This is a genomic window from Nocardia sp. NPDC057353 (assembly GCF_042667085.1).
Classification (GTDB): domain Bacteria; phylum Actinomycetota; class Actinomycetes; order Mycobacteriales; family Mycobacteriaceae; genus Nocardia.
In genome coordinates this window covers 1-22,486 of sequence record NZ_JBHVAK010000012.1, presented here as the reverse complement: position 1 = coordinate 22,486, position 22,486 = coordinate 1, and the positions used below count along the sequence as shown (strand labels likewise).

General features: G+C 72.1%; 23 protein-coding genes and 1 tRNA gene. 12 read left to right on the top strand and 12 right to left on the bottom strand.

Annotation, left to right across the window (positions count from 1 at the left end; all coding sequences use genetic code 11):
* Positions 1-2 precede the first annotated feature (2 nt).
* A complete protein-coding gene (locus ACFUUZ_RS08660) occupies positions 3-677 on the top strand; it encodes an MBL fold metallo-hydrolase (RefSeq protein ID WP_378693980.1) in 675 nt (224 codons plus the stop codon).
* A gap of 40 nt (positions 678-717) precedes the next feature.
* Positions 718-1,062 (top strand): hypothetical protein, encoded by a 345-nt coding sequence (locus tag ACFUUZ_RS08655; protein ID WP_378693978.1) that lies wholly within the window; start codon positions 718-720, stop codon positions 1,060-1,062.
* Here the strand turns inward: ACFUUZ_RS08655 and ACFUUZ_RS08650 are convergent, their stop codons facing one another.
* A complete protein-coding gene (locus ACFUUZ_RS08650; RefSeq protein WP_378693976.1) occupies positions 1,063-1,908 on the bottom strand; it encodes an NAD(P)-dependent oxidoreductase in 846 nt (281 codons plus the stop codon).
* A 255-nt stretch (positions 1,909-2,163) separates the two neighbouring features.
* Between ACFUUZ_RS08650 and ACFUUZ_RS08645 the strand changes: the two genes are divergently transcribed.
* From ACFUUZ_RS08645 to dnaG, 3 genes are read left to right on the top strand one after another with little or no spacing between them, the layout of a single operon-like run.
* The gene (locus ACFUUZ_RS08645; RefSeq protein WP_378694135.1) at positions 2,164-2,742 is read left to right on the top strand and encodes a YdcF family protein; all 579 of its coding nucleotides are present in this window, start codon (positions 2,164-2,166) and stop codon (positions 2,740-2,742) included.
* Positions 2,739-3,983 carry a deoxyguanosinetriphosphate triphosphohydrolase gene (locus ACFUUZ_RS08640; RefSeq protein ID WP_378693974.1) on the top strand — a complete coding sequence of 415 codons (1,245 nt, stop codon included), beginning with the start codon at positions 2,739-2,741 and terminating at the stop codon, positions 3,981-3,983. The genes ACFUUZ_RS08645 and ACFUUZ_RS08640 overlap by 4 nt, the downstream gene beginning before the upstream one ends.
* A gap of 14 nt (positions 3,984-3,997) precedes the next feature.
* Positions 3,998-5,896 (top strand): DNA primase, encoded by a 1,899-nt coding sequence (gene dnaG, locus ACFUUZ_RS08635; protein ID WP_378693972.1) that lies wholly within the window; start codon positions 3,998-4,000, stop codon positions 5,894-5,896.
* On the opposite strand, the gene ACFUUZ_RS08630 is transcribed toward dnaG, so the two are convergent.
* A complete protein-coding gene (locus tag ACFUUZ_RS08630) occupies positions 5,893-6,147 on the bottom strand; it encodes a hypothetical protein (RefSeq protein ID WP_067654740.1) in 255 nt (84 codons plus the stop codon). The two genes, dnaG and ACFUUZ_RS08630, sit on opposite strands and share 4 nt — an antisense overlap.
* 166 nt (positions 6,148-6,313) lie before the next feature.
* Between ACFUUZ_RS08630 and ACFUUZ_RS08625 the strand changes: the two genes are divergently transcribed.
* Together ACFUUZ_RS08625 and ACFUUZ_RS08620 are read left to right on the top strand one after the other, a co-directional pair.
* Positions 6,314-6,386, top strand: a tRNA-Asn gene (locus ACFUUZ_RS08625).
* 144 nt (positions 6,387-6,530) lie between these two features.
* Positions 6,531-6,737: a hypothetical protein gene (locus ACFUUZ_RS08620; RefSeq protein WP_378693969.1), complete on the top strand. Its 207-nt coding sequence runs from the start codon at positions 6,531-6,533 to the stop codon at positions 6,735-6,737.
* A gap of 53 nt (positions 6,738-6,790) precedes the next feature.
* Here the strand turns inward: ACFUUZ_RS08620 and ACFUUZ_RS08615 are convergent, their stop codons facing one another.
* Positions 6,791-7,090: a DUF1540 domain-containing protein gene (locus ACFUUZ_RS08615; protein ID WP_378693967.1), complete on the bottom strand. Its 300-nt coding sequence runs from the start codon at positions 7,088-7,090 to the stop codon at positions 6,791-6,793.
* Positions 7,091-7,405: 315 nt separating this feature from the next.
* On the opposite strand from ACFUUZ_RS08615, the gene ACFUUZ_RS08610 reads away from it, so the two are divergent.
* Both ACFUUZ_RS08610 and ACFUUZ_RS08605 read left to right on the top strand, forming a co-directional pair.
* The gene (locus ACFUUZ_RS08610; RefSeq protein ID WP_378693965.1) at positions 7,406-9,103 is read left to right on the top strand and encodes a PQQ-binding-like beta-propeller repeat protein; all 1,698 of its coding nucleotides are present in this window, start codon (positions 7,406-7,408) and stop codon (positions 9,101-9,103) included.
* Positions 9,104-9,204: 101 nt separating this feature from the next.
* Complete coding sequence (locus ACFUUZ_RS08605; protein WP_378693964.1) at positions 9,205-10,797, top strand: AMP-binding protein; 1,593 nt, start codon at positions 9,205-9,207, stop codon at positions 10,795-10,797.
* A 55-nt stretch (positions 10,798-10,852) separates the two neighbouring features.
* Here the strand turns inward: ACFUUZ_RS08605 and ACFUUZ_RS08600 are convergent, their stop codons facing one another.
* A complete protein-coding gene (locus ACFUUZ_RS08600; RefSeq protein WP_378693962.1) occupies positions 10,853-11,512 on the bottom strand; it encodes a TetR/AcrR family transcriptional regulator in 660 nt (219 codons plus the stop codon).
* A gap of 141 nt (positions 11,513-11,653) precedes the next feature.
* The gene (locus ACFUUZ_RS08595) at positions 11,654-12,394 is read right to left on the bottom strand and encodes a glucose 1-dehydrogenase (RefSeq protein ID WP_378693960.1); all 741 of its coding nucleotides are present in this window, start codon (positions 12,392-12,394) and stop codon (positions 11,654-11,656) included.
* A gap of 87 nt (positions 12,395-12,481) precedes the next feature.
* Here ACFUUZ_RS08595 and ACFUUZ_RS08590 point away from each other — a divergent pair, with 87 nt between their 5' ends.
* Entirely contained in the window at positions 12,482-13,564 is a 1,083-nt protein-coding gene (locus ACFUUZ_RS08590; protein WP_378693958.1) for a diacylglycerol kinase, read from the top strand.
* Positions 13,565-13,587: 23 nt separating this feature from the next.
* Here ACFUUZ_RS08590 and ACFUUZ_RS08585 read toward each other — a convergent pair whose 3' ends face one another.
* From ACFUUZ_RS08585 to ACFUUZ_RS08565, 5 genes are all read right to left on the bottom strand, one after another.
* On the bottom strand, positions 13,588-14,784 hold the full coding sequence (locus ACFUUZ_RS08585) for a beta-ketoacyl synthase N-terminal-like domain-containing protein (protein WP_378693956.1): 1,197 nt from the start codon (positions 14,782-14,784) through the stop codon (positions 13,588-13,590).
* Positions 14,785-14,798: 14 nt separating this feature from the next.
* Positions 14,799-15,947 (bottom strand): thiolase domain-containing protein, encoded by a 1,149-nt coding sequence (locus ACFUUZ_RS08580; RefSeq protein WP_378693954.1) that lies wholly within the window; start codon positions 15,945-15,947, stop codon positions 14,799-14,801.
* A gap of 70 nt (positions 15,948-16,017) precedes the next feature.
* Positions 16,018-17,085, bottom strand: coding sequence for a lipid-transfer protein (locus ACFUUZ_RS08575; RefSeq protein ID WP_378693952.1), 1,068 nt, complete (start codon positions 17,083-17,085; stop codon positions 16,018-16,020).
* Complete coding sequence (locus tag ACFUUZ_RS08570) at positions 17,078-17,620, bottom strand: Zn-ribbon domain-containing OB-fold protein (RefSeq protein WP_378694133.1); 543 nt, start codon at positions 17,618-17,620, stop codon at positions 17,078-17,080. The genes ACFUUZ_RS08575 and ACFUUZ_RS08570 overlap by 8 nt, the downstream gene beginning before the upstream one ends.
* Positions 17,614-18,075 carry a Zn-ribbon domain-containing OB-fold protein gene (locus tag ACFUUZ_RS08565; RefSeq protein ID WP_378693950.1) on the bottom strand — a complete coding sequence of 154 codons (462 nt, stop codon included), beginning with the start codon at positions 18,073-18,075 and terminating at the stop codon, positions 17,614-17,616. The genes ACFUUZ_RS08570 and ACFUUZ_RS08565 overlap by 7 nt, the downstream gene beginning before the upstream one ends.
* Before the next feature lie 174 nt (positions 18,076-18,249).
* Here ACFUUZ_RS08565 and ACFUUZ_RS08560 point away from each other — a divergent pair, with 174 nt between their 5' ends.
* A complete protein-coding gene (locus tag ACFUUZ_RS08560) occupies positions 18,250-19,782 on the top strand; it encodes an aldehyde dehydrogenase family protein (protein ID WP_378693948.1) in 1,533 nt (510 codons plus the stop codon).
* 23 nt (positions 19,783-19,805) lie between these two features.
* Here the strand turns inward: ACFUUZ_RS08560 and ACFUUZ_RS08555 are convergent, their stop codons facing one another.
* A complete protein-coding gene (locus ACFUUZ_RS08555) occupies positions 19,806-20,684 on the bottom strand; it encodes a LysR family transcriptional regulator ArgP (RefSeq protein WP_378693946.1) in 879 nt (292 codons plus the stop codon).
* Between the two features lie 71 nt (positions 20,685-20,755).
* Between ACFUUZ_RS08555 and ACFUUZ_RS08550 the strand changes: the two genes are divergently transcribed.
* Positions 20,756-21,544: a LysE family transporter gene (locus ACFUUZ_RS08550; protein WP_378693944.1), complete on the top strand. Its 789-nt coding sequence runs from the start codon at positions 20,756-20,758 to the stop codon at positions 21,542-21,544.
* A 1-nt stretch (position 21,545) separates the two neighbouring features.
* On the opposite strand, the gene ACFUUZ_RS08545 is transcribed toward ACFUUZ_RS08550, so the two are convergent.
* A complete protein-coding gene (locus ACFUUZ_RS08545; protein WP_378693942.1) occupies positions 21,546-22,283 on the bottom strand; it encodes a glucose 1-dehydrogenase in 738 nt (245 codons plus the stop codon).
* Positions 22,284-22,486 lie beyond the last annotated feature (203 nt).

Below are 22,486 nucleotides of genomic sequence, written 5' to 3'. Positions count from 1 at the left end.
CCGTGATCACGATCGACAAGCCCTACACCGGCCACGTCTCCCCGGGATCGAACCCGCAGCAGCGCGACGTCCCCGGCGCCCGCATCGTCAAACTGTCGGTCGGCCCGATGGACAACAACAGCTACCTGGTGCAGTGCGCCGCCACCGGCGCCGCCCTGCTCATCGACGCCGCCAACGAAGCCGACCGGCTCGGCGCCCTGCTCGCCCAGGAGGCGAAGGACAGGGTCGAGCTGATCGTCACCACGCACCAGCACGGTGACCACTGGCAGGCGCTCGCCGAGGTCGCGGGCGCCACCGGCGCCCCCACCGCCGCGCACGAGCTGGACGCGGGCCCGCTCCCGGTCACCCCCGACCGGCTGCTCGCCGACGGCGACACCGTCGAGATCGGCGAGCTCCGCTTCGACATCGTGCACCTGCAGGGCCACACCCCCGGCTCGGTCGCGCTGGTCCTGCGCGACGGCGACGGCCGCGTGCACATCTTCACCGGCGACTGCCTCTTCCCCGGCGGCGTCGGCAAGACCTCCGGCGCCGAGGGCTTCGAATCGCTGCTCACCGGCGTCCGCACCAAGCTCTTCGAGCGCTACGAGGACGCCATCGTCTACCCCGGCCACGGCGACGACACCACGCTCGCCGCCGAGCGCCCGCAGCTCGAGGAGTGGCGCGAGCGCGGCTGGTGATCGGATGAGACGAAACGGACAGCGCCCTACACTGACCCCCATGCGTCGCTCGCCCGCCCGTCTCCTGCTCGCCCTCGCCGCGTTCACCGCCGTGACCTCCGCCGCCTGCACGGCGGAGGGCCCCGGGTCGACGACGAACTGCGATGTCTCCGGCTGCACGGTGACGTTCCAGCGCGGCGTCTCCGCCTCGGCCAGCATCCTCGGCGTCGACGCGAAACTCGTTGCCGTGAACGGCAACCTGGTCACCCTCGACATCGCGGGCCAGCAGGTGACGGTGCCCGCGGGGGAGCAGGGGCAGGCGGCGGAGGGGTTGAACGTCGCCGTGCAGGAGGTCACCGACCAGCAGGTGGTGGTGCAGATCGCCACCGGGCTGCAGCCGGGCTGATCAGGGCAGCAGGCTCTCGAACATGCGCTCGGAGCTGTGCCCGCCGAACCCCGCCGCGATCTGCCGATCCGCGAGATTCCGCACGGCGCCGATGATGTCGAGGTCGACCCCGGCCTCCCGGCTGGCGCCGACGATGGCGTCCAGCGCCGCCTTGGTGAAGGTCAGCGACTGGACCGGCTCCGAGTAGTCGCCGGTGTCGATCAGCGCGCCCGCCTCGGGCAGCGACCCCGCCATGGCGGAGAGCCAGGCGGCGCAGCGGGTTCCGAAGTCGGCGGCGGAGATGCCGCCCGCCCGGACCATTGCGGCGCCGTGGTAGAAGCCGGCGAACATGGCCGACATCGCGGCGAGCAGCGCGAAGTCGACCAGCGCGGCCTGCCCGGGGTCGGCGCCGAAGTACTCCGCCGCGCCGAACACCTCCAGCACCGGCCGGTACCGCTCGAACACCGCGGGCGCCCCGCTGTACAGCACCGATGACCCGGGCTCGCCGATCATCGGCGGGGTCGCCATGATGCCGCCGTCCAGGTAGTCGGCGCCGTGCCCGGCGGCCCACGCGGCCAGCTCCCTGGCGGCCGCGGGTTCGGTGCTGGTGAGGTTGACGACGGCGCTGCCCGCGAGCTTCCCGGCGAACGGGTCCAGCGTCTCGTGGATCGAACCGTGGTCGAGCAGGCACACGATCACGAGATCGCTGTGCAGCGCCTCGGGCAGCGGCAGTTCCCGCGCGCCTGCGGGCACCGGCCGCCCCGGCGTGCGGTTCCAGACGGTGGTGGGGTGCCCGGCGGCGAGCAGCGCGGCGGCCAGCGCCCGGCCCATCGCGCCCTGACCGAGCACGGTCACGGAGGTGGTCATGCGAACTCCTGGAAGGGGAAGGAACAGGTCGGCGCCGCCACCGATCCTCCCGACCCCCGCGCACCCCCACAAGTACGCACTTCGTCGTTGGCTACCTACCCCGAGGTGCGTGTGGCCGCGACCTGGCAGACTTGAGCCGTGAATCCCGCTCAGCTGCAGACCCGCCCGCTGCCGCACGCCGCGCGCGAACCGCGCCGCGGCTTCGGCGCGGCGCTGTGGCGCTGGACCGTGCGGTTCGTCCTCGGCGCGCTGCTCATGGCGATGGTGCTGGTCGGCGGTACCGCGTTCCGGGTCTGGCAGGTGGCGCGGATCGACGACTACACCCCGGCGGACGCCATCGTGGTGCTGGGCGCCGCGCAGTACTCGGGCACCCCGTCGTCGGTCTTCGAGGCCAGGCTGGAGCGGGCCGACCGGCTCTACAAGGCCGGGGTGGCGCCGGTGGTGATCACGGTCGGCGGCAAGCAGGAGGGCGACCTCTACACCGAGGCCGCGTCCGGCAAGAACTACCTCATGGACCAGGGCGTGCCCGAGGAGGCGATCCTCGCCGTGGAGACCGGGTCGGACACGCTGCGCAGCATCGAGGCGGTCGCCGCCGCCATGCGCGAGCGCGGCTGGTCGTCCGCGGCGCTGGTCAGCGATCCCTGGCACTCGCTGCGCACCCGCACCATGGCGCGCGACGCCGGGCTGGCGGCCTGGACCGCGCCCACCCGCACCGGCCCCGCCGTCTACACCCGCGAATCGCAGGCGCACGGCATCGCCAGGGAGACCGGCGCGCTGCTCTGGTACCAGCTCACCCACTTCTCCGCCGACTTCGAATACGACGCCGGGCAATGACCTACACCGAGCACGACCGCGCCCGCCTGGTCCGCGAGCCCGCCAAGACCGCCGGGCTCGGCCCGAGCGGCGGGGACACCGGGCACCGCACCGAGTTCGCCCGCGACCGGGCCCGGGTGCTGCACTCCGCCGCACTGCGCAGGCTGGCCGACAAGACCCAGGTCATGGGGCCCCGCGAGGGCGACACCCCGCGCACCAGGCTCACCCACTCGCTGGAGGTCGCGCAGATCGGCCGCGGCATCGCCGACGGCCTCGGCTGCGACCCCGACCTCGCCGACCTGGCGGGCCTCGCGCACGACATCGGCCACCCGCCCTACGGCCACAACGGGGAGCGCGCGCTCGACATCTTCGCCGAGGCGTACGGCGGCTTCGAGGGCAATGCGCAGAACCTGCGCATCCTCACCCGGCTGGAGCCCAAGGTGGTCACCCCCGACGGCGAATCAGCCGGGCTCAACCTCACCAGGGCGGCCCTGGACGCCGCCATCAAGTACCCGTGGGTCCGCGATGCCCCCGCCAGCAAGTTCGGCGCCTACGCCGTCGACGCCGAGCGGCTGGCCTGGGTCCGCGCGGGCGCCCCCGAGCGCAGGCAGACGCTGGAGTGCCAGGTCATGGACTGGGCCGACGACGTCGCCTACTCGGTGCACGATGTCGAGGACGGCGTGCTCGCGGGCCGGATCGACCTGCGCGCGCTCGCCGACCCCGCCGAGCAGCGCGCGCTCGCCGACCTCGGGCACAGCCGCGACCTCTCGGTCGACGAGCTCTGCGCCGCCGCCCAGCGCCTCTCCGAGCTGCCGGTGGTCGCCGCCGCCACCGGCTACGACGCCACCTTCCGCGCCTCGGTCGCGCTCAAGCGGCTGACCAGCGAGCTGGTCGGGCGCTTCACCACCGCCGCCGTCGACGCCACCAGGACGGTCGCGGGGGAGCAGCCGCTCACCCGCTACGCCGCCGACCTGGAGGTGCCGCGTGTGGTCGCCGCCGAGGTCGCCGTGCTCAAGACCGTCGCGCTGCGCTACGTCATGTCCGACCCGGAGCACAAGAAGCGCCAGGCCGCGCAGCGCGAGGTCATCGTCGGCGTCGCGAACGCGCTGCTGGCCGCCGCGCCGCGCTACCTGGACCCGGTGCTGCTGCCGTGGTGGAAGGCCGCCGACGACGACACCGCGCGGGTCAGGGTGGTCGTCGACCAGATCGCCTCCTACACCGAGAGCAGGCTGGAGCGGGTGGCCGCCGCACTGCCCGGCTGACCTAGAATCGAGCCGTGGCCGGACGACTTCCCGACCGCGATATCGCGGCGATCAGAGAACGCGTCCGGATCGAGGACGTGGTGGGCGAGTACGTCGCACTGCGCAGCGCCGGGCCGCAGTCCATGCGCGGGCTCTGCCCGTTCCACGACGAGAAGTCGCCGTCCTTCCACGTGCGCCCGCACCTCGGGCTCTTCCACTGCTTCGGCTGCGGCGAGGGCGGCGACGTCTACGCCTTCCTGCAGAAGATCGAACACATCGGCTTCGTCGAGGCCGTCGAGCAGATGGCCGACCGGCTCGGCTACCGGATCAACTACGAGGGCGGCGGCGCCTCGGTGCAGCGCGACCGCGGCACCAGGGCCAGGCTGGTCGCGGCGAATGCCGCCGCGCACGAGTTCTACCAGGCGCAGCTGAACCAGCCCGAGGCCGAGGCCGCGCGGAACTACCTCACCGAACGCAACTTCGACTCCACCGCCGCCAGGCAGTTCGGCTGCGGCTACGCCCCCGGCGGCTGGGACGCGCTCAGCAAGCACCTGCTGAGCCGCGGCTTCGAGTTCAAGGAGCTGGAGGCGGCGGGGCTTTCCAAGCAGGGCAGGCACGGCCCGATCGACCGGTTCCACCGGCGGCTGCTCTGGCCCATCCGCAATCTCGGCGGCGACGTCATCGGCTTCGGCGCGCGCAAGCTGTTCGATGACGACACCATGCCCGGCAAGTACGTCAACACCCCGGAGACCCTGCTGTACAAGAAGTCCCAGGTGCTCTTCGGGCTGGACCTGGCCAAGCGCGAGATCGCCAAGGGCCACCAGGCGGTGGTCGTCGAGGGCTACACCGACGTCATGGCCATGCACCTGGCCGGCGTCAAGACGGCGGTCGCCTCCTGCGGCACCGCCTTCGGCGACGAGCACCTCGCCGTGCTGCGCAGGCTGCTCATGGACGACAACTTCTGGCGCGGCGAGATCATCTACACCTTCGACGGCGACGCCGCTGGCCAGGCCGCCGCGGTCAAGGCCTTCTCCGGCGACCAGAAGCTCGCCGGCCAGACCTACATCGCCGTCGCCCCCGACGGCCAGGACCCCTGCGACCTGCGCCAGCACGCGGGCGACGCCGCGCTGCGCGACCTGGTGGCCCGCCGCACCCCGCTCTACGAGTTCGTCATCCGCGGCCTGCTCGCCGAGCACGACCTGGACACCGCCGAGGGCCAGGTCGAGGCGCTGCGTCGCGCCGTCCCCGTGGTCGCCAGGATCAAGGACAACGCGCTGCGCAAGGCGTACGCGACCAAGCTGGCGGGCTGGGTCGGCTGGGACGACATCCAGACAGTCGTCCGCCGCGTCGGCGAGGAGGCCCGCCGCGGCCCGCGCACCGAGCACCGCAGGGCGGGCGCGACCGCCGCCGCCCCCGCGCCCAGGCCGGAGCCGAGCCCGCTCGCCGACCCCGCGCTCATCCCGCAGCGCCAGGCCCTCGCCGCCGCGCTGCAGTACCCCGGCATCGCAGGCGTCGCCTTCGACGCGCTGGAGCCCGAGGTCTTCACCCACCCCACCTTCGCCGCCGTCCGCGCCCTGATCGCCGAGGCGGGCGGCACCGCCGCTGGCCTGGACGGCGCGGCCTGGGTGAGCGCCGTCGCCGACCGCGCCGACGACCTCACCCTGCGCGGCCTGATCAGCGAACTCGCGGGCCAGCCGCTCCCGGTCAAGACCGACGCCGACATCCCGCGCTTCGTCACCGGCGTGCTCGCCCGCGCCCAGGAGGCCTGGGTCGGCAGGCAGATCGCCGAACTCAAGTCCAAGCTGCAGCGGGTCTCCTCGACCGACCAGGACTACATGACCCTCTTCGGTGACCTGGTCGCGCTGGAGCAGTACCGCAAGAGCCTGCTCACGCAGGCCATGGGCAACCACGGCGACTTCGCCACCAGCGGTTAGCGCGCCCCGCGCCGCAGCTGGTCGTGCGGCACCATGATCGTGGTGCGCTCGTCCAGCGGCTCCATCGGCTCCAGCTTCTGCTGCGTGCTCAGCCGATCCGACAGCCGCTGCCGACCCACCAGCACCAGCTTGCGCGTCACCGGACTACCGGCAACCGCCCGCGTAGCCGCGGAGATCTGCTCGTACCGCGCCCGACCCGCCTTGCTACCCAGCACGTACCCGGCCGCGACACCGATGATCAACCGCAGCATGCCTGTGAGCTCCTCCCGATCCGCCTGTCCGCCCCCACCATCCTGCCCGACCCCCGCCCCACCTGTCGATCCGGGCATGTTCCCAGCTAGAACCGCGATTTGGGTCGGCGTCGGTGCATACGCTAAAGTTTCCTCTCGGCCGGCCCGGACGGGAAGGTTGTGGTAGTCCCCTATAGCTCAATTGGCAGAGCAGCCGACTGTTAATCGGCAGGTTTCTGGTTCGAGTCCAGATGGGGGAGCAGTAGGAAGCCTCGCACCAGCATAAGCGGTGTGGGGCTTTTTGCGTTGCACCTGGGTGAGCACCGGAATTGGGGGCAGGCCGGCGCTGGTCGATTCTTCTAAGTTCTTCCCCGACAGCAATATTCGACTGTGGGAGAAGCGACATGAAGAATTCCCTGCGGGGTGTGATCGTGACGGTGGCGGCGGCGGGGTTGGTGCTCGGCACGTCCTCGGTGGCTTCGGCGGACACCGGTTCCGCCGGGTGGCTCGGCAATCCGGTGTGCCTGCTCAGCAGCCTGCTGATCTACGGCACCATCAGCGCGGACAACGGGGGCATCTCCCCGGTGCCCGGATGCTCACTCTGGAGATGACGCGCGAACGGGCGGCGCCTCGAGGTGAGGGCCGCCCGTCGGGGGAGCGAGGGTCAGGCGGGGGAGTAGGTGAGGCAGTTGGCCGAGTGGTCACCCGAGCCGATGCCGACCCGGATGTCCGGCGCGCTGCACTCCAGGTTCTGGTTGTGCCTGCAGTCGGCGCGCTGGCAGGCGCCGACCATGGAGGTGACGCGCTCCAGGCCGCCGCGGGTGGAGAGCGGGATGAAGGTGGTGCAGTCGGCGGAGCCGTTCTCGCCCGCGACATTGATCGCGAAGGCGTGGCAGCCGTCGTGGTTGTACGAGCAATCGCTCACCGTACATTCGCTGACGTGAGGCATTTCCATCGTGGTCATGAATTCCTCCGTGCTGTCGGGGCCCGCGGGAGGGCTGTCCCACGGGGATTCCGTTGCCGATCCTAGGACGGTTCCGCGCGGATGAACAGCAAGGTCAGGCTTGCCTGAGCTGGGCGTGGCGCATTCTTCGCGGTCGATTGGCACAGCGGTGATTCCGCGACATTTCTGTTTCCAATTCACGAATCCGTCGAATGTCGACAGTGGTGCCGAAGTGTGCCCTACAGGAATCACGGCAAACATCTGGTGAACCGACCGGGAGGGGTTGGATGCCCTCCGTGTCGTACTCTGCCCGCAGAGGGTGAAGGGGGACACGGGGTGTTGGTTTTCGCGGCGGTGGCGGGCGCGGTTCTGGTGGCAGGCGGGGTGGGGTTCGCGGTCTTCGGCCGGTTCGTCGCGCCGCCGGAACCCACGGAGGATCGGATCGACGGCAGGGACTGGCTCGGCGCCTACACCGATCTCGTGGTCGACGCGCTGCTGGAGCGGCTCGCGGTCGTCGCGCTGGTGGTCGGGGTGCTGGTGCTGGTGGCGGCGGCGGTCATGGTCCGGCGGGTGCGCCGGGGCGACGGGTACTACGGCGAGTGGGGCTTCCTGGTGCCGGTCGGTGTCTTCGCCGGGCTGATCGTGCTGCCGGTGCTGGCCTCGGCCGGGCACGCGGGTGCGGCGGTGGCGCACGCCAGGGCGGCGCTGCCGCTCAGCGCGGGCGTCCCGGCGGTGCTGGCGGGGTGTTTTCTGGTCGTAGCGGGCTCGGCGCTGTTGCTTCCCGCCGCGGCGCTGCCGACGAAGCTACGCAGACCTCGGCCGGCAGGGTTGCTGCTCCCGGCCGTGGTCGGGCTGGTCGCTGTGGTGTTCGCGGCCGGGCTGGTGGTGCGCGCCGCGGACGACTCCAGGAGTCTGGACCACCGAACCGTGCAGGCCGGGGCGGTGCCTGCCGTCCCAGGCTCGATCCAGGGCGAGCGGTATCGCATCCCGATCTTCGAGGAGGCATGGGAGGGGGATGTCGATATCGCGGTTGCCGGGGCCGGTTTCGTCGTCGTCCGAGCGGACGGGGTCACCGCCTATCACGGGGAGACCGGGGCGGAGCTCTGGCACTACCGGCGCGATCGGGTGCCGGAGGGGATCGGCGTCGAGCAGCAGTCGGTGCGCACCCTCGTGGACGGTGTGGTGCTGGTGTCGTGGCAGCGCCGGGGCTGGGTCGCGCTCGACGCCATGACCGGGGCCGAGTTGTGGCGGGAATCGGAGTTCACCCGAGACCGGGACGCCGGATCGAGCTCACCGGGGCGAGAGCGGCTCGACCGGGAACTCCCGAACCTGCTGACCCGGATCGACGGACGGTACGACTCCGAGGTGGCCGACGGGATCACGGTGTACGACCCGCGCACCGGTGCGCGCCTCTGGTCCGCCGCCGCCGATCACGACGGGTGCGCGGCGAGCTCGGTGACCCATTTTGTCGCCGCCGTCGCGGCGGTCCATCGGGTGACCGGCTGCGGCGCCGCCGCGCAGGTCCGGCTGACCACGCTGGACCCGCGCACCGGCGCGGAGATCCGCAGTCAGGTGCTGCCCGCGTACTTCCCCCTGCGTTCCTTCGACTCGATCGAGATCGAGGTCGGCCGTGCCGGTAACCACAGCCTGCTCGGCTGGCGAGATTCCGCGTACCTGTTGCGCGGCGCGGAGCCCCCGCTACCGGTTCCCGGGGCGGTCGCGCTGATCTCCGCCACCGAACACGAGGCCCTGCTCGCGATGTCGGGCCGTCGCACCGAGGTGATCGGAGCCGCCGAGGTGCGGCCGGGACCGGCCCGCTACGGCCGGTACAGCCATGTGCTGCTCGACGCGGAGGTGGTCGGGGTGAACAAGGAGGAGGCCGGAGTAGGGCTGGAGATCTGGAGCCGCACCGACCTGCGGCCCGGCCCCACCTTGCCCGTGCCATCGGAGCGTCGGAGCTGCGATGCCTCCCCGCTCGCCGCCCCCGGCGCGGTGCTCGTCCGCTGCGGCGGATTCCTCATCGGATACCGCTGACCACAGAAATAGAACGTGTTATAGTTTCGACCGTCCGCCGGCCGGGTTGCGCCGTGGCCGTGGTCCGGCGCAACCGAGAAGAACGCGCCGAGAGGGGCACGATGAACACACCTGCGCCGAGCCGGGAACCCGATCCGCTGCACCGGGAGCCGCTCCCGGTCGACCTGCTGATCCGCTCGCTGGACCGCTACGCCGATCGGACGGCCGTGCACATCGGCGACGAGACGCTCACCTATCGCGAGGTGCGCGATCGGATCAGCACCTTCGCGCAGGCGTATCGCGCGCTCGGGCTCGGGGTCGGCAGCCGGGTGGCGCTGCTCTCGGCGAATCGGCCGGAGGTGCTGTTCACGCAGGGCGCGAACGGCGTCGTGGGGGTGCGGTTCGTCTCGCTGCACCCGATGGGGTCGCTGGAGGATCACGCGTACGCGCTGGAGGACGGCGATATCGAGACGCTGATCTACGACCCGGACAAGTACGAGGAGCGGGCGGCGCAGCTGGCGGCGGCGGTGCCGAGCCTGAAGAACCTGCTCGCGCTCGGGCCGACGCAGGCGGGGACGGATCTGATCGCGACCGCGGCCGGGTTCGAGCCCGCGCCGCTGACCGCGCCGGACGTCTCGCTGAACGACACCGGCAGCCTGGCCTACACCGGCGGCACCACCGGCAAGTCCAAGGGCGTCATGCTCAGCTACCGGGGGGCGGCGGCGCTGCTGCGCATCCAGATGGCGGAGTGGCAGTGGCCCGCCGAGACCAGGTTCCTGGTCTGCACGCCGCTGAGCCACGCGGGCGGCGCGTTCTGGAATCCGACCAGCCTGCAGGGCGGGTCGATCGTGGTGCTGCCGGGGTTCAGCCCGGCGGCGGTGCTCGCGGCGATCGAGAAGTACCGGATCACCTCGACCATGCTGGTCCCGACCATGCTCTACGCGCTGCTCGACTACCCGGAGCTGGACAAGTATGACCTGTCCAGCCTGGAGACGGTCTTCTACGGCGCCTCGGCGATCTCGCCGACCCGGCTCGCCGAGGCCATCCGGAAGTTCGGGCCGATCTTCTTCCAGTTCTACGGCCAGGCCGAGAGCCCGATGACGATCTCGGTGCTGCGCAAGGAGGACCACGACCTGGACCGGCCGGAGCGGCTGGCCTCCTGCGGCAAGCCGGTGCCGTGGCTGCACGTCGCGCTCCTCGACGACCAGGGCAACCAGGTCCCCGACGGCGAGCCGGGCGAGGTCTGCGTGCGCGGGCCGCTGGTCATGCAGGGGTACCTGAACAAGCCGGAGCAGACGGCGGAGGCGACCCAGTTCGGCTGGCTGCACACCGGCGATATCGCGCGGCAGGACGCGGAGGGGTTCCTCTACATCGTCGACCGGAAGAAGGACATGATCGTCTCCGGCGGCTTCAACGTGTACCCGCGCGAGGTGGAGGACGTGCTCTCCGCGCACCCGGCGGTTAGCGCCGCCGCGGTGATCGGGGTGCCGGACGACAAGTGGGGCGAGGCGGTCAAGGCGGTCGTCGTGCTGCGCGACGGGCAGCAGGTCGCCGTCGAGGAGCTGCAGGCGCTGGTCAAGGAGCGCAAGGGGGCGGTGTACACGCCGAAGTCGGTGGACTTCGCGGCGAGCATCCCGGTCAGCCCGCTCGGCAAGCCGGACAAGAAGGCGCTGCGGGCGCAGTACTGGGGCGAGACGGCGCGCCAGGTGAACTGAGCGGAATATGCTGCCGGGCGGTGATTTCCGGGCGCGGCGAGGTGCCGCGCCCGGCTCAGCGGTCCGGCGGTCCCGCCAGGATCGCGGTGACGGTGTCGAGCAGCTCGGCCAGCACCTCGTCGGCGGTGAGGCGGGTGCCGCTGAGCGCGAGGATGTCGCGCAGCCGGTCCCGGTCGCCGAGGGTCTGGAAGGTGATCGTCATCGCCTGGGTGAGGCGGAAGCGCACGGTGCGCGGCGGCAGCTCCGGGTGCAGCCGGGTGAGCAGCGCGGTGAAGCGGCGGGCCTGGCCCGCGAACTCCTCGGTGACCTGGCGGAGCGCGCCGTGGTTGATCGCGATCACGTCGGCGACGACGGTGACCCAGTCGCCGCCGCCCGCCGTCATGGCCTCGGCGACCGGGCGGACGAAGGCCTCGGCCAGCGCGCGGGCGGACGGGTCGCCCGCCTCGGCGGCGTCCAGCAGTTCGGCGCGGCGCACCGAGATCTCGCCGCCGCGGGCCCGGATCACGGCCTGGATCAGGGCGTCCTTGGAGCCGAAGTGGTAGTGCACGGAGGCGACGTTGGCGCCCGCCGCCGCCATCACCGCGCGCAGCGAGACGGCGTCGATGCCGCGCTCGGCGAAGAGCCGCTCGGCGGCGGCCACCAGGCGGCGGTCGGTGGGCAGGGCGGGGTTCGCGCGCGGTGCGCCGGAGTCCTCCGCTTCCCGACCTGCAGTCACGGGATCGACCCTAGCGCCACCGGCGTCCCAGGGCCGTACCGCGCGATCTCCCGGTGTTCACCGGTGCGCGGCTCGACCGGGGCGAGCGCGGTGTGGCAACCGGCCCCGAGACCGCATGCCACCGGCCCGCGGCTCGAATCGCTACGAGGTCTTGTGCGGTACGCCGACGACGAGCCCGCCGTCCACCACGAACTCGGCGCCGGTGGAGTACGACGACTCGTCGCTGGCCAGGAAGAGCACGAAGGTCGCGACCTCCTCCGGCGCGGCCGGGCGGCCCATCGGGATGGTGACCATGTCGTCCGGGATGTTCTCGGTCATCGGGGTGCGGATCAGCCCCGGGTGCAGCGAGTTCACCCGGATGCCGAGCGGCGCCAACTCCAGCGCGGCCGACTTGGCCAGGCCGCGCACGCCCCACTTGGTGGCGACGTAGCCGTGCGCCCACGGCGCCCCGCGCAGCCCCTCGATGGAGGACACGTTGATGATCGAGCCGGTGCCCGCCTTCTTCATGGCGGGCACGGCGGCGCGCAGGCCGAGGAAGGTGCCGGTCAGGTTGACGTCCAGGATGCGCCGCCACTGGTCGAGGTCGAACTTGTGCACGGGCGCGCCGTTCACGATGCCCGCGTTGTTCACCAGCACGGTCAGCGAGCCGAACTCCTGCACGGCGACGGCGACGGCCGCCTCCCACTCCTCGGGCTGCGTGACGTCGAGGTGGACGTAGCGGGCGTTCGGGCCGATCTCCTCGGCCAGCGCCTTGCCCTCGTCGTCCAGGATGTCGCCGATGACGACCTGCGCGCCCTCGGCGACCAGCAGCCTGGCGTGCGCGGCGCCCATGCCCCTGGCCCCGCCGGTGATGAGTGCAACTTTGCCGTCAACGCGTCCCATGGGGCGACGTTACCATAGGATCTGGAACAGGTTCCAGACAGATTTCCAGACAGGTGCTCGGCACCGTCCGGCCGAGGGAGGCCCCACATGCCCGTCCGCGTCGTCCACATCGCCACCGGCAACGTCGGCGCGCTGGCGCTGCGCCAGCTCGTCACCGATCCGCGCTTCGAGCTCGTCGGGCTCGCGGTCTCCACGCCGGACAAGGTGGGCAGGGACGCCGGGGAGCTGGCCGGGCTCGACGTCGTCACCGGTATCACCGCGGTCGACGACCTGGACGCGCTGCTCGCGCTGGAGCCCGAGTGCGCGGTCTACTGCGCCATGGGCGACACCAGGCCGACCGAGGCGCTCGACGACTGCCTGAAGTTCCTGGCCGCCGGGGTGAACGTGGTCGGCTCGGCGCCGGTCTCCTTCCAGTACCCGTGGCAGGTGCTGCCGCAGAAGGTGATCGACCGGGTGCAGAGGACCGCGGTCGAGGGCGGGGCCAGCTTCTTCGTCACCGGGGTGGATCCCGGGTTCGCCAACGACCTGATCCCGTTCGCGCTGGCCTCCACCTGTCAGCGGATCGAGCAGGTGCGCTGCCTGGAGATCGCGGACTACGCGACCTACGACGGCGCGACCGTCATGTTCGACGTCATGGGGTTCGGCAAGCCGCTGGACGAGGTGCCGATGCTGCTGCTGCCCGGCGTGCTCACCATCGCATGGGGGTCGACGCTGCGGCAGCTGGCGGCCGGGTTCGGAATCGAGCTGGACGAGATCACCGAGAGCTACGAGCGGGAGCCGGCGCCGGAGGCGTTCGACATCGCGGCGGGGCACGTGCCGAAGGGCGGGGTCGCGGCGCTGCGCTTCGAGATCACCGGGCGGGTGCAGGGTCACCCGGCGATCGTGGTGGAGCACGTGACGCGGCTCCGCGACGACCTGCGGCCGGACTGGGCGCGGCCCGCGCAGGAGGGCGGGTCGTACCGGGTGGAGATCACCGGGGAGCCGTCGTACACGGTGGACATCTGCCCGACCAGCGAGCTCGGTGACCACAACCACGCCGCCATCGTGGCGGCGGCGGGGCGGATCGTGAACGCGATCCCGGACGTGGTCGCGGCGGAGCCGGGCATTCGGACCACGGCGGATCTGCCGCTCGGCACCGGCAGGGGAGTGTTCGCGATTCCCGGGAAGTGAGGGGTCGGGGTCCGCGGGAAGCCCTATCCCTGCGGACCCCGGTACAGCGTCACCGCGCAGGCCCCGCCGAGGCCGAGGTTGTGCGCCAGCCCGATTCGGGCGCCGGGCACCTGCCGCTCGCCCGCGAGACCCCTGAGCTGCCAGGACAATTCGGCACACTGCGCCAGCCCGGTGGCGCCGAGCGGGTGCCCCTTGGAGATCAACCCACCGGACGGGTTCACCACCCAGCGCCCGCCGTACGTGGTCGCCCCGGATTCCACCAGCGCCCCGGACTCCCCGGGCGCGCACATCCCGAGCCCCTCGTAGGTGAGCAGCTCGTTGATGGAGAAGCAGTCGTGCACCTCGAGCACGTCCACCTCCTCGATCCCGACCCCGGCCGCCGCGAAGACCTGCCGCCCGGCCCGCCGCGTCATGTGCGTGCCGACCACGTCGATCATCGACCCGCTCGCGAAGGATTCGGCGTCGTCGGTGACGATCGCCTGCGCCGCGATCTCCACCGCCTGCCCGCCCAGCCCGTGCTCGTCGACGAACCGCTCGCTCGCGACCACCGCGGCGGCCGCGCCGTCGGACATGGGGGAGCACTGCGAGCGGGTGAGCGGGTCGTGCACAGGCTTGTCCGCCAGCACCTGCTCGACGGTGTAGGCATCCTGGAACTGCGCGTAGGGATTCCGCGTCGAGTGCTCGTGGTTCTTCACCGCGACGGCGGCGAGCTGCTCGCGGGTGGTGCCGTGCGCGCGCATGTGCTCGGTGGCGGCGGCGCCGAAGAACTGGGTGGTGAGCGGCGCCGTGCCGAACCCGGCCGCGGCCTTCAGCGCCGCCAGGTGCCGGTCGATGGTGGTGACCGCGGGCCGCGCCCCTGACCCGGCCATGGCCTCCCTGGTCATCTGCTCGAAGCCGACCGCCAGCGCCACGTCGGCGGCGCCGAACCGCACCCACTCCTGGGCGAGCAGCAGCGCGGAGGTGCCGGTGGCGCAGTTGTTGTTGACGTTCACCGCGGGAATACCGGTCAGCCCGACCTCGTACAGCGCGCGCTGGCCCGCGGTGGAGGGCTGGAAGACGTAACCGACCGCCGCCCGCTCCACCCGGTCGTAGCCGATGCCCGCGTCGCCGAGCGCGCCGTGCACCGCCTCGGCCACCATCTGCGGGTAGGTCCAGTCCCGGCTCTGGATCTTCTCGAACTTCGTCATCCCGACGCCGATGACGTAGGCCCGGTTGGTCATGCGTTCTCCTCGGATCAGGGCCGGTCGCTGCCGACGACCCACAGGGCGTGGAACTGGGAGGCGCCGCCCATGGCGTGCCCGACCGCGCGGCGCGCGCCGTCCACCTGGTGCGCGCCCGCGGTGCCGCGCACCTGCAGCGCGGCCTCGGCGAAGCGGAGCAGCCCGGTGGCGCCGGTGGGGTTGCCGGAGAGCACGCCGCCGGAGGGGTTCACCGGGAGGCTGCCGCCGAACGCGGTGCTGCCGTCGTCGACGAGCTCCCAGCCGCGGCCGACCTCGGCGAGGCCGAGGTTCTCCAGCCACATGGGCTCGTACCAGCTGTACGGGATGTACAGCTCGGCGGTGTCGATCTCGGCGGCGGGGTTCGTGATCCCGGCCTGGCGGTAGGCGTCGGCGGCGCACTGGCGCCCCGCCTCGGGGTTCACCTCGTCGCGGCCCGCGAAGTGGCCGGTCTCGGTGCGCCAGGACATGCCGTGGATCCAGGCGGGCGGGTTGGCGCCGCCGCCGGTGTCGTCCTCGCCGGTGACCACGACGGCGCAGGAGCCGTCCGAGGAGGGGCAGGACTCCAGGTAGCGGATGGGGTCCCAGAGCATGCGCGATGCGCGCACCTCCTCGACGGTGATGTCCGGGCGCTGGATGTGCGCGTACGGGTTGCGGGTGGCGTTCAGCCGGTGGTTCACCGCGACCTGCCAGCCGATGTGCTCCGGCGCCCGCGAGCGGCGGATGTACTCGCGGATGATCGGGGCGAAGTGCGCGCCCGCGCCCGCGCCGAGGTGCGCGCTGAACGGGAGGCCGCGGGAGAGCGCCCAGGTGAAGTCGCCCTCGGACTCCTTGGAGTAGGCGACCACCAGCACCCGCCGCGCCAGCCCGGCCTGCACCAGGTGCGCGCCGTAGATGGCGGCGTGCCCGCCGACGCTGCCGCCGGTGAAGACCCTGGTCACCGGAAGGCCGCGGGCGCCAATGGCGTCGGCGAGGTAGAGCTCGGGGTTCATCACGCCGTCGAAGAGGTCGGGGGTCTTGGAGAGCACCACCGCGTCGATGTCGGCGAACTCCAGCCTGGCGTCGGCGAGCGCCGCGTCCACCGACTCGCGGACCATGGCCCCGATGGTGACCTCGCGCCGCTTGGCCTGCTTACTCTGCCCGATCCCGACCACCGCGGTTCTCATCGGCCCTCCAGTGTCATGCGGGACACCCGCACCCGGTCGGGCCGATGGGCGGGCGTACGCCGAGTGTCGCTCATCGGCCCTCCAGCAGGCAGATCATGTTCTGTTGCAGCGCAGGGCCGTTGGTGGCGTGCGCCAGCGTGCGCCCGGCCCGGCCGCGCAGGATGTGCGCGGCCGCCTCGCCGATCCGGATGAGCCCGGTGGCGGTGGCGGGGCGGCCGGTGAGCGGGCCGCCGCCCGGGTTGATCGGGGTCGCGCCGAGGCCGAGCGCGGCCGCGAGGAACGGCTCCTGGTAGCTGTACTCGGTGTGCAGCTCGGCGATATCGACCTCGGCGGCGCCGAACCCGGCGAACTCCGCGGCTCGTGCGGCGGCGCGGATCACGGTGTCGCACCTCGTGAGATCCCGTGCGCCGAGGTAGTGCGTGTCCATCCGGTGGTCGATGCCGCGCAGCCAGGCCGGATGCTCCGCGAGCGCCCGCGCGGTGGCACCGGCGGCGAGCACGAGCACGGCGGCCGCGTCGCCCGCGGGGCCGCAGTCGTGCGCCCGCAGCGGGCTGGCGACGTACGGCGCTGCCAACAGCTCCTCGACCGTCACCACCCCGCTGACCTGCGCACCCGGCTCGCCGACGGCGGCGGCCAAGCTGCGCGCCACCACCTCGGCCAGCTGTTTCTCGTCCAGCGCGCCCGCGGCGAGCAGCGCGGCGGCCTGCAGCCCGGCGGCGGCGTCCCGGTGCGGGCGCAGGGGAGCGAGGAAGTAGGGGTCGAGCTGGGCGGCCATGACCTGGTCCAGGTCGCTGGGGAGCGCGGCGCGGCCGATGCCGTACACCACCGCGATCTCGCCCTCGCCGAGCTGCAGCCAGGTCCACGCCTCGTGCAGCGCCCAGGCGGCGTCCATCTCGACGTGCGATTCGGAGATCGGGGGCCAGGCGCCGACCGCGTCCAGCGAGTCGATGTAGGCGAAGGTGCGGCCCTCGAAGAAGTCGTGGCTGCCGGAGGCCCAGAAGTCCACCCGGTCGCGGGTGATCCCGGCCGACTCCAGCGCGCGGCGCATGACCGGGAGCAGGATCTCGGCCATGTCGACCTCGCGGTCGGCCGCCTTCCCCGGTGACCGCTCGTACGCCACCACCGCGACGTCACGCATGCGCACCCCCGGTGTTCTGCGGGACACCCGCACCCGGTCGCGCCGGCGAGTGGCTGCGCGAGTGTGACTCCCCGGCGCTCCGAATCGGCCGGAAGTAGCGGATGCTGTCCAGCGAGTGCGTCAGCTCGGCGTCATCGGCCCACACCGGCTCGACCTCCATGCCGATCTCCAGTGCGCCCGCGTCGATCTCGCGCACCAGGTGCATGAGCCTGGTGTCGGCGCCGTGCACCTGGATCTGCGCGACCGCGTACGGCGGGTCGAACTTCTGCCCGGGGAACGGGAAGTTCACCACGCAGAAGGTGCGCACGGTGCCGGTGCCCGCGAGCGGGAACGGCGCGGAGAGCTCGGTGAGGCAGCGCGAGCAGAACTCCGGCGGCGGCAGGTACACCTGCGCGCAGCCGGGGCAGCGCCGGGCCAGCAGCTCGCGCCGCGCGAGGCCGCGCAGGAAGAGCGAGCGCCCGCCGCCCGCCACGTAGGTGTAGTCCATCTTGAACGGGCTGGTGAAGGTGGTCACCGGGGCGGGCATGGTCACGATTCCTCCAGTGGCTCGAAGCAGACGATGTCGCGGATGCTCCCCTCCCGCTCCGCGCGCCAGCGCACCCTGACCCGCAGCCCCGGCGTGATCCGGTCCAGCTCGCCGCCGACGTCGACCGCGTGGAAGAAGGCGCCCTCGGTGCCGTCGATCCGGACCAGCGCCCAGGCGAAGTGGCCGGGGCCGAGCTCGTCGCCCTCCCGGCTCGGCACACCGGTCCAGCCGATGACCGTGCCGACGTCGGGAAGTGGAACGAGTTCGCCGGTGGGGCGTGCGGTCTCGGGGTCGATCTCCAGCGGTGGGCAGAGCACGGTGCCGCGATCGGTGCGGGCGCCGAAGAGCCGCGCCTCGCGCAGCCCGCCGAAGAAGACGCCGAGCGTGGGGCCGACCGTGCGGGTGAACGGGAATTCGACGCTGTACGGCGCGGTGAGGCCGGATTCGGCGGGTTCGCTCGGCACGGAACCTCCTCGGTAGGGATCGCCCCCCGATCGTGGACCGGGGCCGCGACGTTGTCAATCAACTGATTGAATCAAGGCGGTTCGGTCTGCTCGGACAGGTGTACAGGTGTGCGCCGGTGTCGTAAGCTCGAGCATAATTAGAACCTGTTCCACCATTCGGTGTGAGGAGATCGCATGGCCATCGTCGAAACGCTGACGCCCACCGCCGACGGGCATCGCAGGCTCGGCCTGCGCTCGCCCGCGGACGGGGCGGATGTCGGCGAGATCGTGGTGCGCACGCCGGAGGAGGTGACCGCCGCGATCGCGAAGGCCCGCGCCGCCCAGCCCGGCTGGGCCGAGCGCCCGCTGAAGGAGCGCGCCGCGATCATCCGGCGCGCGGTGCAGGTGCTGGTCGACCGGCGCGCCGAGATCGCCGCCACCGTGCGCGGGGAGACCGGCAAGCCGCTGGTCGAGGCGCTCGCGGTGGAGATCCTGCCCTCCTGCGACTTCCTGAACTACTGGAGCGGCCGCGCGGTCAAGGACCTGGCCGACGAGAAGCGCAGGCTGCACGGGTACCTGGCGCCGCTGAAGAAGCTGCGGGTGAGCTACCGGCCGCTCGGCGTCGTCGGCGTGATCACCCCGTGGAACGGGCCGTTCGTGCTCTCGATCAACCCGGTCGCGCAGGCGCTGCTCGCCGGGAACGCGGTGCTGCTCAAGCCCTCCGAGGTCACCCCGCACTCCGGCGAGTGGGCGGTCAAGGTGCTGCACGAGGCGGGCGTCCCCGCGGACGTGCTGCAGGTGCTGCACGGCGACGGCGAGACCGGCGCCGCCCTGGTCAACGGCGATATCGACAAGGTCTCGTTCACCGGGAGCGTGCCGACCGGCAAGCGGATCGCGGCGGCCTGCGCCGAGCGGCTGATCCCGTGCACGCTCGAGCTCGGCGGCAAGGACGCCATGATCGTCTGCGCCGACGCCGACCTGGAGCGGGCCTCGGCCGGGGCGGTGTACCTGTCGATGTTCAACAGCGGGCAGGTGTGCGTCGGCGTCGAGCGGATCTACGTGGTGGAGAGCGTGGCCGACGAGTTCGTGGCCAAGGTGCGGGAGAAGGCCGCGGCGGTGACCTACGGCGCGGGCAAGGACGTCGGCCCGCTGTTCTGGGACCGCCAGCTCGACATCGTCACCAAGCACGTGCAGGACGCCAGGGACAAGGGCGCCACCGTGCTGCTCGGCGGCGAGCAGGACACCGCGAACGGGGTGTACTTCCAGCCCACCGTCGTCGTCGACGTCACGCACGACATGGAACTCATGCGCGAGGAGACGTTCGGGCCGATCGTCTCGATCATGCGGGTCGCCGACGAGGACGAGGCCGTCCGGCTCGCCAACGACTGCGCCTACGGCCTGAGCGGCAGCGTCTTCACCCGCGACCGGGAGAAGGCAGTGCGGCTGGCACGCAGGCTGCACACCGGGTCGGTGGTGCACAACGACGCCTCGGTCATCTACGGGGTGCCGGAGGCGCCGTTCGGCGGGCGCAAGGACAGCGGGCTCGGGCAGGTCAACGGCATCGACGCGCTGCGCGGGTTCACGCACGCGCAGCCGGTGCTGATCGACCGCTGGCAGCCGAAGAAGGAGAGCATCTGGTACCCGTACGCCGATCAGATGGTGCAGACGCTGGACCGCACCATCCGGGTCGGTTTCGGGAGCAGGCTCGCGCGCAAACTCATGCGCTGACCTGCGGAGGGCGGGCTCCGAGCTCAGGGGCCCGCCGGACGGAGGGTGCCGGCCGCCGCGATGGCGATGGCGGCGGCCAGTGCCTCCAGCGCCGGTGACTCCACCTTCCACTGCTGCCAGTACAGCGGCACGTCGACGGTGGCGTCGCCGTCGATCCGCGCGAGCTCGGGGGCCGCGGTGAGCTGCGGCTCGGCGACCATGCCCCAGCCGAGGCCGAGCCGGATGGCCGCGACGTAGGCGTGCGGGGTCGGGACGAAGTGCCGCGGCGCCGTGACCGGGCGCCGGGTGCGCCTGCGCAGGTACGCCTCCTGCAGGTTGTCCTTGCGGTCGAAGTTCACCACCGGGGCGGTGGCGAGCGATTCGGCGTCGGCGCCGTCCGGGAACCAGGTCGCGGCGAACTCCGGGGCGGCCATGGGGCGGTAACGCATGACGCCGAGCGGGCGGACCTTGCAGCCCTGCACCGCCCTGCGGGTGGCGGTGATCGCGGCGACCACCGTGCCGTCGCGGAGCAGCGCGGTGGTGTGCTCCTCGTCCTCGCGGTGGATCTCGAAGCTCAGCCCCGGCGGGGTGCGGGCGAGGGCGGGCATGACCCAGGTGTCCAGCGAGTCGGCGTTCACGGCGAACGGGAGCCGCACCGGGCCGGATTCGGCGTCGAGTTCGCGGGCGGTCTCGCCGACGAGGAGCTCCAGCTGCCTGGCCAGCCGCAGGACAGCGGCGCCGGATTCGGTGGGGCGCACCGGTTTCACCCGCTGGACCAGGATGCGGCCCGCGGCGTCCTCCAGTGCCTTGATGCGCTGGCTGAGCGCCGACGGGGTGATGTGCAGGCTGCGTGCCGCCGCGTCGAAGGTGCCCTCGGTGACCGCCGCGCTCAGGGCGCGCAGCTGGTCGAGCTGCAGATCCATGTTCAGCGATTCTAATGGTGCGTGAAAATCTTCAGGTGGACTGGTGATCCGGGGGTTCCTAGTTTGGCTGGGTGACCTCGACTCTCTCCTCCGCCCTCACCGGTTTCGGCTTCGGACTCACGCTCATCGTGGCGATCGGCGCGCAGAACGCCCATGTGCTCCGGCTGGGGATCGCGCGCACCCATGTGGGTGCGGTGGTCGCGGTGTGCGCGGTCTCGGATGTGCTGCTCATCGCGGCCGGGATCGCGGGGTTCGGGGCGGTGGTGCGCTCGGTGCCCGAGGTGCTGGTGGTGGCGCGGTGGGCCGGGGCGCTGTTCCTGTTCGGGTACGCGGTGCTGGCGCTGCGGCGGGCGTGGAGCCCGGCGGGGTTGGTGCCCGCCGCCGATCCCGAATCGGAGCGCACGGACACCGAGCTGGTGCGGGTGGGGGCGGCGGGCGACACCGCACCGCGGGCCATCGACGATCGCGCGGCCGCGGACCGGGGCCGCCCGCGCCGGGCCGGGGCAGATCAACCGGCCACTCGGCCGGTCGACTCCGCGCCGGGCCGGACGACGTCGCGCCGCTCCGGGCCGGCGCTGGGCGCGGCCGTCGCGACGACGCTCGCCCTGACCTGGCTCAATCCGCACGTCTACCTGGACACCGTCGTCCTGCTCGGCTCCTTCGCCTCGACGCACGCCGGTGCGGACAAGTGGTACCTCGGTGCGGGCGCCATGCTCGCCAGCGTGCTGTGGTTCGTCGCGCTCGGCTACGGCGCCAGGCTGCTCGGCCCGCTCTTCGCCCGGCCCGGCGCCTGGCGGGTGCTGGACGCCGCCATCGCGCTGATCATGCTGGCGCTCGGCGCCGGGCTGCTGCTGGGCTGAGTCAGGACTTGTGCGGCACCCCGACGGTGAGCCCGCCGTCCACCACGAATTCCGCGCCGGTCGAGTACGACGACTCGTCCGAGGCCAGGAAGACCACCAGCGCCGACACCTCCTCCGGATTCGCGCCGCGGCCGAGCGGGATCTGCAGGAAGTCCTCCGGGATCCCCTCGGTCATCGGCGTGCGGATGAGCCCCGGGTGCACCGAGTTCACTCGAATGCCCTGCGGCGCCAGCTCCAGCGCCGCCGACTTGGTGAGCCCGCGCACCGCGAACTTGGTCGCCACGTACCCGTGCAGCCCCGCGCTGCCGCGCATCCCCTCCACCGACGAGATGTTCACGATCGACCCGCCGCCGGACTTATTCAGCAGCGGCACCGAGGCGCGCATGCCGAGGAAGGTGCCGGTCAGGTTGATGTCGATGATCTTCTGCCACTCGCTGAGCTCGAAATCGGGGAGCAGGTTCCCGTTCGCGATTCCGGCATTGTTGACCAGCACGTGCAGCCCGCCGAACCGCTCCTCCGCGGTGCGCACCGCGGCGCTCCACGCCTCCGGGTCGCGGACGTCGAGTGGGACGTAGGCCGCAGCGTCGCCGAGCTCGTCGGCCAGCGCCGCGCCCGGCTCGTCCAGGATGTCGCCGAGCACCACCTGCCCGCCCTCGGCCACCACCGCCCTGGCGTGGGCCGCGCCCATGCCGCGGGCCGCGCCGCTGATCAGTGCCACTTTGCCGCTGAGTCGGCTCACCGGATCTCCTCACCTGAGTAGAGCGTCGGCACCGAACTTACGCCGGTTGTAGCTGTGACCGGGTGTTGCAGATAATCCGTACTCCCGGTTACGGTAATTCCGACTGAAGGAGTCTCAATGAAGTTGTCAAGCCGGGAGCGCGACCGGTGGAGCGGGGGTGAATATCCGATGGTCGCGCAGCAACGCCCACAGCACCGAGACTC

Excerpts from the sequence above, each read along its gene's own strand:
- ACFUUZ_RS08650 (WP_378693976.1), bottom strand. The coding sequence starts at position 1,908 with ATGACCACCTCCGTGACCGTGCTCGGTCAGGGCGCGATGGGCCGGGCG.
- ACFUUZ_RS08595 (WP_378693960.1), bottom strand. The coding sequence starts at position 12,394 with ATGGGACGCGTTGACGGCAAAGTTGCACTCATCACCGGCGGGGCCAGG.
- ACFUUZ_RS08615 (WP_378693967.1), bottom strand. The coding sequence starts at position 7,090 with ATGACCACGATGGAAATGCCTCACGTCAGCGAATGTACGGTGAGCGAT.
- ACFUUZ_RS08575 (WP_378693952.1), bottom strand. The coding sequence starts at position 17,085 with ATGCGTGACGTCGCGGTGGTGGCGTACGAGCGGTCACCGGGGAAGGCG.
- ACFUUZ_RS08585 (WP_378693956.1), bottom strand. The coding sequence starts at position 14,784 with ATGACCAACCGGGCCTACGTCATCGGCGTCGGGATGACGAAGTTCGAG.
- ACFUUZ_RS08655 (WP_378693978.1), top strand. The coding sequence starts at position 718 with ATGCGTCGCTCGCCCGCCCGTCTCCTGCTCGCCCTCGCCGCGTTCACC.
- ACFUUZ_RS08580 (WP_378693954.1), bottom strand. The coding sequence starts at position 15,947 with ATGAGAACCGCGGTGGTCGGGATCGGGCAGAGTAAGCAGGCCAAGCGG.
- ACFUUZ_RS08620 (WP_378693969.1), top strand. The coding sequence starts at position 6,531 with ATGAAGAATTCCCTGCGGGGTGTGATCGTGACGGTGGCGGCGGCGGGG.
- ACFUUZ_RS08640 (WP_378693974.1), top strand. The coding sequence starts at position 2,739 with ATGACCTACACCGAGCACGACCGCGCCCGCCTGGTCCGCGAGCCCGCC.
- ACFUUZ_RS08605 (WP_378693964.1), top strand. The coding sequence starts at position 9,205 with ATGAACACACCTGCGCCGAGCCGGGAACCCGATCCGCTGCACCGGGAG.
- ACFUUZ_RS08555 (WP_378693946.1), bottom strand. The coding sequence starts at position 20,684 with ATGGATCTGCAGCTCGACCAGCTGCGCGCCCTGAGCGCGGCGGTCACC.
- ACFUUZ_RS08630 (WP_067654740.1), bottom strand. The coding sequence starts at position 6,147 with ATGCTGCGGTTGATCATCGGTGTCGCGGCCGGGTACGTGCTGGGTAGC.
- ACFUUZ_RS08560 (WP_378693948.1), top strand. The coding sequence starts at position 18,250 with ATGGCCATCGTCGAAACGCTGACGCCCACCGCCGACGGGCATCGCAGG.
- ACFUUZ_RS08645 (WP_378694135.1), top strand. The coding sequence starts at position 2,164 with ATGGCGATGGTGCTGGTCGGCGGTACCGCGTTCCGGGTCTGGCAGGTG.
- ACFUUZ_RS08590 (WP_378693958.1), top strand. The coding sequence starts at position 12,482 with ATGCCCGTCCGCGTCGTCCACATCGCCACCGGCAACGTCGGCGCGCTG.